Source organism: Rathayibacter sp. AY1H2 (genome assembly GCF_002931985.1).
Lineage (GTDB): Bacteria > Actinomycetota > Actinomycetes > Actinomycetales > Microbacteriaceae > Rathayibacter.
The window spans coordinates 23901-35309 of the sequence record NZ_PSUV01000028.1; the positions used below are offsets into that span (position 1 = coordinate 23901).

Below are 11409 nucleotides of genomic sequence, written 5' to 3' on the forward strand. Positions count from 1 at the left end.
GGGGACAGGCGGGAAACGGGCACCAGGTGGCACGTGCACCGCCTCATCCACCTCCCTCTTCTCCTCCGCGCGCCTCCCTGCTACGGTGCTCTGAACCGGTTTACAAAACCGGTTCAGACGCGGCGACGAGCGAAGGAGCTCCCATGGCGGGCAGACCGACGATCCTCGACGTCGCGCGTGAGGCCGGCGTGAGCAAGGCGCTCGTGTCCTTCGCGCTCAACGACCGGCCGGGCGTCTCGCCCGACTCCCGTGAGCGGATCCTCCGCGTCGCCGCCGAGCTCGGCTACCGGCCCAGCCTCACCGCCCGCTCCCTCTCCACCAGCGTCTCGTTCGCCGTGGGCCTCGTCGTGGCGCGCGACCCGGCGGTCATCGCGGCCGACCCGTTCTTCCCCTCCTTCATCTCGGGGGTCGAGCGGGTGCTCGCCGAGCGCGGCCGGGTGCTGGTGCTCAGCGTCGTCGACCCGGGTGCCTCCGAGGAGGCCGTCTACCGCACGCTGGCCGCCGACCGCCGCGTCGACGGCGTGTTCCTCACCGATCTCCGGCAGGACGACTCCCGGCCGGCGCTGCTCGCCGAGCTGCAGATCCCGGCCGTCACCCTCGGGCGGCTCGAGGGCTCCTCCTCACCCGCCGTCGTGATGGACGACTCCGCGGGCATCGCCGACGCCGTCCGGCACCTGGCGGAGCTCGGCCACCGCCGCATCGCCCACGTCGCGGGGCCCGACCACCTGCTCCACTCCTCCCGCCGCCGCGACGCCTTCACGCGGGCCTGCACCGACGCGGGGCTCGAGCCCACCGCGCTCGTCGCCACCGACTTCAGCGCCGAGCAGGGCGCGGCGGCCACGGAGCGGCTCCTCGACAGCCCGACCCCGCCCACCGCGATCGTCTTCGGCAACGACCCGATGGCCATCGCCGGGCTCGGCGTCGCGCACGCCCGCGGGCTCCGACTCCCCGACGACCTCTCGATCACGGGCTTCGACGACTCCGAGATCGCCGCCCACGTCTACCCGTCGCTGACCTCGGCCCGCACGCGCCCCGCGCGCTGGGGCGAGGAGGCCGCCCGCACGCTGCTCGACCTCATCGAGTCCGGCAGCGCCCCCGACGTCGACCTCGAGCCCGCCGGACTCGTGGTGCGCCACTCGACCGCTCCTCCGCGGCCGTCGACCCACTGAAGACGCGTGCGCACCGTCGCGCACGCCGGACAAGGAGAACACCATGGGCACCTCAACGACGAGACGCTGGCTGACCGGGATCGCCACCGCCTCCCTCGCGACCCTCGCCCTCACCGCCTGCAGCGGTGGCGGCGGAGCGTCGACCGACCTCACCGCCACCGGACCGATCACCATCTGGTACTCGAACAACGAGCAGGAGGTGCAGTGGGGCAAGGCGATGGTCGACGCCTGGAACGCGGACCACCCGGACGAGGAGATCACCGGGCAGGAGATCCCCGCGGGCAAGAGCAGCGAGGAGGTCATCGGAGCCGCGATCACGGCCGGCAACGCGCCGTGCCTCGTCTTCAACACGGCCCCCAGCGCGGTCGGCCAGTTCGAGCGCCAGGGCGGACTCGTCGACCTCTCGAGCTTCGACGGCGGCGCGGACTACATCGAGACCCGCAGCGGCGACCTCGCGGAGCAGTACCAGAACGCCGACGGCGAGTACTTCCAGATGCCGTGGAAGAGCAACCCGGTCGTCATCTTCTACAACAAGGACCTCTTCGCGAAGGCGGGACTCGACCCCGAGAACCCGTCGCTGTCGACCTACGACGACTTCCTCGCGACGTCGAAGACGCTGGTCGAGTCGGGTGCCGCGCCCGCCGCGATCCAGCCCGCGCCCACCAGCGAGTTCTTCCAGACCCAGTTCGACTTCATGCCGCTCTACGCCGCGGCCACCGGAGGGACGAGCCTCGTCGAGGACGGCAAGGCCACCTTCGCCGACGACGAGGGCTACGAGGTCGCCGACTTCTGGAAGAGCCTCTACGACCAGGGCCTCGCCGGCCGCGAGCAGTACCAGGGCGACGCCTTCGCCGACGGCCAGGCCGCGATGTCGATCGTCGGCCCGTGGGCGGTCTCGGTCTACGACGACCTGAACTGGGGCTCCGTCTCGGTGCCCACCCCCGACGGCACGCCCGCCGAGGACACCTGGACCTTCAGCGACGCGAAGAACGTCGGCCTCTACTCCGCCTGCGCCAACAAGGGCACGGCCTGGGAGGTGCTGAAGTTCGCGACCAGCGAGGAGCAGGACCGCTCGCTGCTGGAGACCACGGGCCAGATGCCGCTGCGCACCGACCTGTAGACCACCTACGCCGACTACTTCGAGGCGAACCCCGCCTACCAGCGCTTCGGCGACCAGGCGAGCCGCACCATCGAGGTGCCGTCGGGCCCGAACACGGTGCAGATGCTGCAGGCGATCCGCGACGCGTGGGGCAAGACGGTCATCTTCGGCGAGGGCGACGTGAAGACGGCGCTCGACGGAGCGGCCGAGACCGTCACCGGGCTCGCCGGCCAGCAGTGACCCGGCCGTGACCACCCTCACCCGCCGGCCCGCGCCGGCCGGGGCACCGGGGAAGCGGAGCCTGCTGCACCGCGTCCTCGGGCCCCAGCCCCTCGGGCTGCTGTTCGGCAGCCCCTACCTCCTCTTCGTGCTCGCGGTCTTCGCGTTCCCGGTCGTCTACTCGGTCTGGATCGCGTTCCACGACTTCTTCTTCGCGGCTCCGGGCGTGCAGGTGGAGCGGCCGTTCGTCGGCCTCGACAACTTCGTCACGGCGTTCTCGAGCCCGCAGGTCATCCGCTCCTTCGGCAACATCGGGATCTTCCTGGTGATCAACGTGCCGCTGACGGTCGTGCTCTCGCTCCTGCTCGCCGCGGCGCTCGACAAGGTCGTGCACCTGCGGACGTTCCTCCGCGTCAGCTTCTACGTGCCCTACGTCACGGCGAGCGTCGCGGTCGTCGGCGTCTGGCTGTTCCTCTTCAACGGGAACGGGCTGGTCAACAGCCTCCTCGGGCCGCTCGCGCCGAACCCGTCGTGGCTGATCAACGAGCAGCTCGCGATGCCGATCATCGCGCTCTACGTCACCTGGAAGCAGCTCGGGTTCTACATCCTGCTGTACCTGGCGGCGCTGCAGAACGTGCCGAAGGAGCTCTACGAGTCGGCCTCGACCGACGGCGCCGGACGCATCCGCCAGTTCTGGTCGGTGACCGTGCCGAGCGTGCGGCCCGCGACCCTCCTGGTGCTGCTGGTGTCGACCGTCACCGGGGCGAACCTCTTCACCGAGCCCTACCTCCTCACCGGCGGAGGCGGCCCCAACGGCGCGTCCGCCTCGCCCGTGCTGCTGATGTACCAGCTCGGGATCCAGCAGGGGCAGCCCGACGTGGCCTCGGCCATCGGCGTGGTCCTGGTGCTGCTGGTGCTGGTCATCGCCTATCTGCAGAACCGCTTCGCGGGGGAGAGGAACTCATGAGCACCCTGTCCAGTGCCGGAGGCGCCGCCTCGGCCGTGCCCGCCGCCGCCGCAGCCCCGGAGAAGGCCCCGCGGAGGCGCCCCGTCGGCTCCAGCCGCGGAGCCGTGATCCTCCGCGGAGTCGTGCTCGCGATCGGCGCGATCGTCTTCCTCTTCCCCTTCTACTACATGATCGTCGGATCCCTGCAGACGGATCCGGACCCCACGTTGGCGGGAGCGATCACGGAGCCGGGCAACCTCACGCTCGACAACTACGTCAACGTGAACGAGCGGATCAGCCTGCTCACCGGACTGGTCAACTCCGGGATCTTCACCGGCGGCGTGCTGCTGTGCACCGTGTTCTTCGGCGTCCTCGCCGGCTACGCGCTCGCGATGCTGCAGTGGCGGGGGCGCAACGCCGTGTTCGCGCTCGCCCTGCTGGTGCAGGTCATCCCGTTCCAGCTGCTGCAGATCCCGCTCTACGTGCTGATCGCGCGCGACTACGGCCTCGCCGACAGCCACCTCGGGATGATCCTGCCGTTCGCCATCAACTCGACGGCGGTGATCATCTTCCGGCAGTACTTCCTGCAGCTCCCCAAGGAGCTGTTCGAGGCGGCCCGGATCGACGGCGCCGGCGAGCTGAAGCTGCTGTGGACCATCGCGCTCCCGCTGGTGCGGCCCGCGCTGGTGACCGCCGTGCTGCTGACCTTCATCGGCCCCTGGAACGAGTTCCTCTGGCCGTTCCTGATCACCAAGGACGCGTCGCTGCAGCCGCTCGCCGTGTCCCTGGCCAACTACATCTCGAACGTGGCGTCGTCGACCGACAACCCGTTCGGGGCGATCCTCGCGGGAGCCGTCGTGCTCGCCGCGCCCGTCGTGGTGCTGTTCATCGTGTTCCAGCGCTACTTCGTCTCGACCGATCTCGGATCCGGAGTGAAAGGCTGACCATGTCTCCCACCCTCACCACTGTCCCCTACCGTCTCGAGCGCGTCGGCGTCGTGATGGAGCCCGCCCCGGGCGACGAGCTCGAAGCCGAAGGGGTGCTCAACCCCGGCAGCGGCCGCGGACCCGACGGCGAGCTCTACCTCCTGCCCCGGATGGTCGCCGCCGGCAACGTCTCCCGCGTGGGCCTGGCCCGCGTGGTCGTCGAGGGCGGCGTTCCCGTCGGAGTCGAGCGCGAGGGCGTCGTGCTCGCGCCCGACCGCGGCTTCGAGCGCGGCGCGCACAACGCCGGCGTGGAGGATCCGCGGATCACCTTCATCGAGGCGCTCGGCCTGCACGTGATGACGTACGTCGCCTACGGGCCGCTCGGGCCCCGGACGGCGCTCGCCGTGTCCGAGGACCTCCGCGACTGGCGGCGCCTGGGCCCGGTGACCTTCGCCTACGACGACGCGCTCGACATCGACCTCGGCCTGTTCCACAACAAGGACTGCGTGTTCTTCCCCGAGATCGTCGCCGCACCGGACGGCACCCGCTCGTTCGCGGTGCTGCACCGGCCGATGTGGGACCTCGGCGAGACGCGGCCGGGCGAGGGCGTGCGCCTCCCGGCCGGGATCGAGGACCCGCGGCAGAGCATCTGGATCAGCTACGTGCCGGTGGACGAGGTCGACCGCGACCTGGCGAGCCTCACGCGCTGGACGCGGCACCGGTTCCTCGCGGGCCCGGAGTTCCCGTTCGAGGAGCTGAAGGTCGGCGGCGGCCCCGCGCCGCTGCGCGTGCCCGAGGGGTGGCTGCTGATCCACCACGGGGTGACCGGAGTGATCGACAGCGCCTTCGCGCAGCAGCAGCACGTGAACTACTCGGCCGGAGCGATCCTCCTCGACGGCGACGACCCGTCGCGGGTGATCGCGCGCACCGCCGAGCCGCTGCTCGAGGCCGAGACGGAGGAGGAGCGCAGCGGGAGCGTCCCGAACGTCGTCTTCCCGACGGCGATCGAGGAGATCGACGGGCAGCACTACGTCTTCTACGGCATGGCCGACTCGAAGATCGGCGCGGCCCGCCTCGTCCGGACGGACGGCTGACTCCCCGGATCGAGTCCGCCCGCGCCTCGTGCTGATCGAGCAGCCGCGCATCGCGTATCGAGATGCGCCCCCCACATCCCCCACCCAAGGAGAGTTCGATGACGAACACGCTCACCAGATCGGCGGCCGTCCTGGCCGCCGCCGCCCTCACCGTCGGGGGCCTCGCCCTCGGCGCGACCCCCGCGCAGGCGGCCGAGCCGCTGACGAACACGGCGCACCTCGACTTCCTCCTCGACACCGCCACTCCGGTGCCCGAGCCCGGCCACACCACCTACCGGCTCGATGAGGAGCCGACCCTGGTGATGCCGTGGACCTACGCCGACGCCCGCGACGGCGGCGCCTTCGAGCGCGTGGGCGGCGGCCGCCTCGATCCGGCGACCGGCGACTACGAGCAGGGTGCGTTCAACACGGACGACATCTCGCGCGCCGCGGTCGTCTACCTCCGCCACTGGCAGCAGACCGGCTCGGCCGAGAGCCGCGAGAAGGCCTTCGAGACGCTCCGCGCCCTCGCCTACTTCCAGACCACCGAGGGCGACGACGCCGGGAACGTGGTGCTCTGGATGCAGACCGACGGGGAGCTGAACGCGAGCGCCGAGCCGGTCGAGCTGCCCGATCCGAGCGACTCCGAGGACAGCTACTGGCTCGCCCGCACCCTCTGGGCCCTCGGCGAGGGCTACGCGGCGTTCCGCGACACGGATCCGGAGTTCGCCGCCTTCCTCCAGGAGCGGCTGCGCCTCGGCGTCGCGGCGGTCGACCGCGAGGTGCTCACGCGCTACGGCGAGTACGCGCAGGCCGACGGCGTGAAGGTGCCGGCCTGGCTGATCGTCGACGGCGCCGACGCCACCTCGGAGGCGCTGCTCGGCCTCTCCGCCTACCTCGAGGCCGCTCCCGACGACTCCGCGGTCCGCACGAGCACGGCCGAGCTCGCCGAGGGCGTCGCCGCCTACGCCCGCACGACGACGGGGGCGGACACCACCGCCTGGCCGTACGGCGCGATCCTCCCGTGGACGAAGTCGCGCACGCTCTGGCACTCCTGGTCGTCGCAGATGGCCGGCGGCCTGGCGGCGTCGTCCGCGGCGCTCGACGACTCCTCCCTCCTCGAGCCCGCGATCGTCGACGGAGCCCGCTTCGCTCCGGAGCTGCTCACCGCCGGCGGCCCCGACAACGGCTGGAACCCGACTCCGACCGACCGCGTGCAGATCGCGTACGGAGCCGACTCCCGCCTGGAGAACTCGCTCGCCCTGGCCGACGCCACCGGCTCCAGCGCCTTCACCGACCTCGCGGCCGTGCAGGGCGCCTGGTTCTTCGGCCTGAACCGCAGCCTCGGCCCGGTCTACGACCCGGCCACCGGAGTCGTCTTCGACGGCGTCCAGGCCGACGGGTCCGTCAACCGCAACAGCGGCGCCGAGAGCACCATCCACGGCCTGCTGGCGATGCTGGCGCTCGACGCGCACCCGGAGGTCGCCGACCGTGCCCGCTCCGTCGCCACCGAGCGCTCGCGCGACGGGCTGACGCTGGTCGAGGCCGAGAGCGCGCGCGGTGGCACCGTCGTCACGCCCGAGTCGTCCTGGACCGGGGAAGCCGGCTGGAGCGGCTCGTACCTCTCGCTGACCGACCCGCGCCGCGCGGTGTCGATCCCGGTCGGCTCGTCCACGCAGGACCGCGTGGTGGAGGCGGTCATCGACCAGCCGCAGCGCGGCACGGAGCGCACGCCCCTGAGCGTCTGGACGTCGGGCTCGCGCCCGCTCGACCTGCTCCGCTCGACCGTCGGGTCGCAGGGGGTGACGGAGGCGTCGGGCGCGCTGCTCCCGGAGAAGCTCCGCCGCACCGTGCCGGCCGGCTCCTCGAGCGTCGAGGTCCGCCCCCTGAGCGGTGAGACGCGCCTGGACGCGCTGCTGGTGCGCCCGCTGGTGTCGCGCCTCGTCGTGGGAGGCGAGGGCGGCCGCACCGAGCTGATCCGCAACTCCGCCGACGGTGTGCGCACCACGGCGATCGGCGTCTCGGGCGGCTCCGGCACCCTGCGCGTCTACTCGCAGGACGGCGCGCTCGTGAGCGAGACGTCGCCGTCCGGAGCCGTCTCCGTGCAGCTGCCCGCGCAGGGCTTCGCGGTGCTGGTGGGCTGAGGGCGGCCCTGCTGGTCGAGTAGCCGCTGCTCGTTCGGCAGGGGGCGGTGAGTCCACGGAAGTCGCGGTACTCGCGTTCGAGTACCGCGACTTCTGCGTTCTCGTGGGGCGAGGGCGGCGGGGAGGCGCGCGGCTGGGCGCGGACCATCAAATCGATGAGAGCGCTCTCTCGAAAACGCTTGACCTCTCTGCGGGGGCGTGCGTAAGCTCGCCGCACACCTCGTGAGAGCGCTCTCACATACGCGGAACAGCACGCGTGAGAGCGCTCGCAGGGGTGCCCCACCACCATCACGAAGGAGTGACCGTGCCCTATTCACGACGCACCAGGATCGCCGCGGCGATCGCCGGCGCCTCGGCCCTCGCCCTGATCGTCACCGGATGCTCGTCGGGATCCGACGCCTCCGAGGGCGGCGAGATCGAGCTGACCGTCACCACGTTCAACGCTATGGGCTTCGACGAGCTCTACGGCGAGTACGAGGACGCCAACCCGGGGATCACCATCGTCCCGAACAACATCGACACCGGCGGCAACGCGCGGACCGACGCGTTCACCAAGCTCGCCGCCGGCTCCGGACTCGCCGACGTCGTCGCCATCGAGGAGGGCTGGCTCGGCTCCGTCATGGAGGTCTCGGACCAGTTCGTCGACCTGCGCGACCACGGCATCGAGGACCGCAAGGCCGACTGGGTCGACTGGAAGTACGAGCAGGCGACCGACCCCGAGGGACGCGTCATCGGCTACGGCACCGACATCGGACCCGAGGGTCTCTGCTACAACACCGCCGCCTTCGAGGCAGCGGGCATGCCCACCGACCGCGCCGCCGTCGCCGAGATGCTCGGCGGACCGGACGCGACCTGGGACGACTACTTCGCCGCTGGCCAGAAGTACCACGACGCCACCGGCAAGGCGTGGTTCGACCACTCCGGATTCGTCTGGAACGCCATGGTCAACCAGCTGCCCGAGGGGTACTACACCTCCGACGGCGAGCTGAACGTCGAGGGCAACCCGGAGCTCGAGGAGCGCTGGGGCCAGCTGACCGACGCCACCGCCTCCGGCCTCTCGGCCGCGCAGAAGGCGTGGGACTGGAACAAAGGCAAGTCGTTCACCGACCAGACCTTCGCCACCTTCGTCTGCCCGGGCTGGATGTTCGGCACGCTGAAGAGCAACGTCGAGGCCGGCGGCGGGAACGCCGAGGCCACCGGCTGGGACTTCGCCGACGTCTTCCCCGGCGGCCCCGCCAACTGGGGCGGCTCGTTCCTCTCGGTTCCGACCCAGTCGAAGCACCCCGCCGAGGCCGCCGCGCTGGCGTCGTGGCTCAGTGAGCCGGAGCAGCAGCTGAAGGCGTTCGAGGCGGCCGGACCGTTCCCGAGCACCCTCGACGCGCAGAAGGAGCTCGCCTCCGCGGCCGCTCCCGACCCCGGCATGAACGACTCCCCGACCGGCGCGATCCTCGCGCAGCGCGCCGAGGGCGTCGTCGCCCAGTACAAGGGCCCGGACGACTCGCTGATCCAGGAGAACGTCTTCGGACCGGTCCTGCAGAAGGTCGACCGCGGCGAGATCGACGGCAAGGAGGGCTGGAACGAGGCGCTCCAGCTCCTCGGCGAGCTCGTCGACTGATCCGGTCGGGCCGACGCCCGGGGGCTGACCCCTCCGGGACGAGGCCCACCCGATCCGGGAGGTCCGGCCGCCACCGGACCTCCCGGTCCCCGTGCGGCCGGGCCGCCCGCATCTCCGGCCGGCCCGGCCGCACGGGAGAACCGTTGCCGCCGGCCGGACCGAGACCTCTCCGGCCCCGCCGCATCCCCTCCGACTCCGACTCGACCTCGAAGAGAGCGCCATGACGAGCACACTCACCCCGCCGGCCACGGCGACGCCCCCCGCGGGGAAGCGGCGCCCGGCGCCCCGACTCCCGCTGACCTTCCGCCAGCGCGCGAGCCGCTTCGACGTGAAGGCCTCGCCCTACCTCTACATCTCGCCGTTCTTCCTGCTCTTCGCGCTCACCGGCGCGTTCCCGCTGGTCTACACGCTCGTCGTGTCGCTCTACGACTGGCAGCTGCTGCAGGGCCAGGGCGACTTCGTCGGGTTCGCGAACTTCGCGGCCGTGCTCGGTGACCGCTTCTTCTGGAACTCGATCGTCAACACGCTGAGCATCTTCCTGCTCTCCACGATCCCGCAGCTCGCCGTCGCGCTGCTGCTCGCGGCCGCCCTCGACCAGGCGCTGCGGGCCAGCACCTTCTGGCGGATGAGCGTCCTGCTGCCGTACATCGTCTCGCCGGTCGCGGTCGCGCTGATCTTCTCGAGCGTCTTCAGCGACCAGGAGGGCCTGATCAACAATCTGATCGGCCTCGTGGGCATCAGCCCGATCGAGTGGACGAACGACCGCCTCGCCAGCCACGTCGCGATCGCGACGATGGTCAACTGGCGCTGGACCGGCTACAACGCCCTCATCCTCCTCGCCGCCATGCAGGCCGTGCCGCGCGAGCTGCACGAGTCGGCCGCGATCGACGGGGCGAACGCGTTCCGCCGCTTCCGCTCGATCACGATCCCCAGCATCCGGCCGACCCTGATCTTCGTGATCATCACCGCCACCATCGGCGGCCTGCAGATCTTCGCGGAGCCGCGCCTGTTCGACGTGTCGAACGCGGGCGGCATCGGCGGCTCGGACCGGCAGTTCCAGACCACCGTCCTCTACCTCTGGGAGATGGCGTTCTTCCGCCAGAACTTCGGTGAGGCGGCCGCGATCGCGTGGCTGCTGTTCCTCCTGATCGTGCTGATCGGCCTGCTGAACTTCGCGATCTCGCGGCGGATCGCCTCCGTCGAGAACCGGATCTCGCAGCGCTCGAAGCGCCGTTCCGCCCGCCCCGCGACCGCCGACGAGATCGCCGCCGCGGACCCCCTGCTCACCACCACCGGCCTCGGCCAGAACGAGAGCGAGCGATGACCGCCCCCGCCACCTCCGCCGCCTTCCCGGTGCGCCGCGTCCGCGCCTCCCGCGCCGGCCGCGTCGACCGGCCCGGCTTCCTCACCTACGGACTGCTGAGCGCCTTCATCCTCGGCTCGACCTACCCGCTGTGGTGGTCGTTCGTCGTGGCGAGCGGCTCGAACGCGACCCGCAGCGAGACCCTGCCGCTCGTCCCGGGCGGCAACTTCCTCGCCAACGCGTCGCAGGTGCTGACGGCGATCCCGTTCTGGACGGCGCTGCTGAACAGCGTCATCGTCTCGGGGATCATCACGCTGTCGGTCGTGTCGTTCTCGACGCTCGCCGGCTACGCGTTCGCGAAGCTGCGGTTCCGCGGGCGCGACGGCCTGATGATCGGAGTGGTCGCGACCATGGCGATCCCGACGCAGCTGGGCATCATCCCGCTGTTCATCCTGATGCGGCAGCTCGGCTGGACCGGCTCGCTCGGCGCCGTGATCGTGCCGACGCTGGTCACCGCGTTCGGCGTGTTCTTCATGCGGCAGTACCTGGTCGACGTGATCCCGGACGAGCTGATCGAGGCGGCGCGCGTGGACGGAGCGAACCAGTTCCGGACGTTCCTCACCGTCGCCGTCCCGGCGGCGCGACCGGCGATGGCGATCCTCGGGCTCTTCACGTTCATGATGGCGTGGACCGACTTCCTCTGGCCGCTGATCGTCCTCAGCCCCACGAACCCGACCCTGCAGACCGCGCTCGCGCAGCTGCAGTCGGGCTACTACGTCGACTACTCGATCGTGCTGGCCGGCGCCGTGCTCTCGGTGATCCCGCTGCTGGTGTTGTTCCTGCTCGCCGGACGCCAGCTCATCGCGGGCATCATGAGCGGAGCGGTGAAGGGCTGAGGCCCGGAGACTCCCGCGG

General features: G+C 71.2%; 10 protein-coding genes. All 10 read left to right on the plus strand.

Annotated features, from left to right (window positions below):
• Positions 1–143 precede the first annotated feature (143 nt).
• The 10 genes from C5C29_RS15745 to C5C29_RS15785 all read left to right on the plus strand — a co-directional run bounded on the left by C5C29_RS15745 (position 144) and on the right by C5C29_RS15785 (position 11390).
• The gene (locus C5C29_RS15745) at positions 144–1169 is read left to right on the plus strand and encodes a LacI family DNA-binding transcriptional regulator (protein ID WP_104308547.1); all 1026 of its coding nucleotides are present in this window, start codon (positions 144–146) and stop codon (positions 1167–1169) included.
• Positions 1170–1212: 43 nt separating this feature from the next.
• Positions 1213–2289, plus strand: a complete 1077-nt coding sequence (locus tag C5C29_RS15750) for an ABC transporter substrate-binding protein (RefSeq protein WP_258063464.1) — start codon at positions 1213–1215, stop codon at positions 2287–2289.
• Positions 2290–2364: 75 nt separating this feature from the next.
• Positions 2365–2508, plus strand: a complete 144-nt coding sequence (locus C5C29_RS17560; protein WP_258063463.1) for a hypothetical protein — start codon at positions 2365–2367, stop codon at positions 2506–2508.
• Positions 2509–2515: 7 nt separating this feature from the next.
• On the plus strand, positions 2516–3454 hold the full coding sequence (locus C5C29_RS15755) for a carbohydrate ABC transporter permease (RefSeq protein ID WP_104223956.1): 939 nt from the start codon (positions 2516–2518) through the stop codon (positions 3452–3454).
• Between the two features lie 167 nt (positions 3455–3621).
• The gene (locus C5C29_RS15760) at positions 3622–4377 is read left to right on the plus strand and encodes a carbohydrate ABC transporter permease (RefSeq protein WP_374953053.1); all 756 of its coding nucleotides are present in this window, start codon (positions 3622–3624) and stop codon (positions 4375–4377) included.
• Positions 4378–4379: 2 nt separating this feature from the next.
• The gene (locus C5C29_RS15765; RefSeq protein WP_104308549.1) at positions 4380–5453 is read left to right on the plus strand and encodes a glycosidase; all 1074 of its coding nucleotides are present in this window, start codon (positions 4380–4382) and stop codon (positions 5451–5453) included.
• Between the two features lie 98 nt (positions 5454–5551).
• Complete coding sequence (locus C5C29_RS15770) at positions 5552–7576, plus strand: hypothetical protein (RefSeq protein ID WP_104308550.1); 2025 nt, start codon at positions 5552–5554, stop codon at positions 7574–7576.
• 304 nt (positions 7577–7880) lie between these two features.
• Complete coding sequence (locus C5C29_RS15775) at positions 7881–9191, plus strand: ABC transporter substrate-binding protein (RefSeq protein ID WP_104224001.1); 1311 nt, start codon at positions 7881–7883, stop codon at positions 9189–9191.
• Between the two features lie 220 nt (positions 9192–9411).
• On the plus strand, positions 9412–10515 hold the full coding sequence (locus C5C29_RS15780; protein ID WP_104225835.1) for a carbohydrate ABC transporter permease: 1104 nt from the start codon (positions 9412–9414) through the stop codon (positions 10513–10515).
• Entirely contained in the window at positions 10512–11390 is an 879-nt protein-coding gene (locus C5C29_RS15785; protein ID WP_104223961.1) for a carbohydrate ABC transporter permease, read from the plus strand. Before C5C29_RS15780 ends, C5C29_RS15785 begins: the two co-directional genes overlap by 4 nt.
• Positions 11391–11409: the final 19 nt, after the last annotated feature.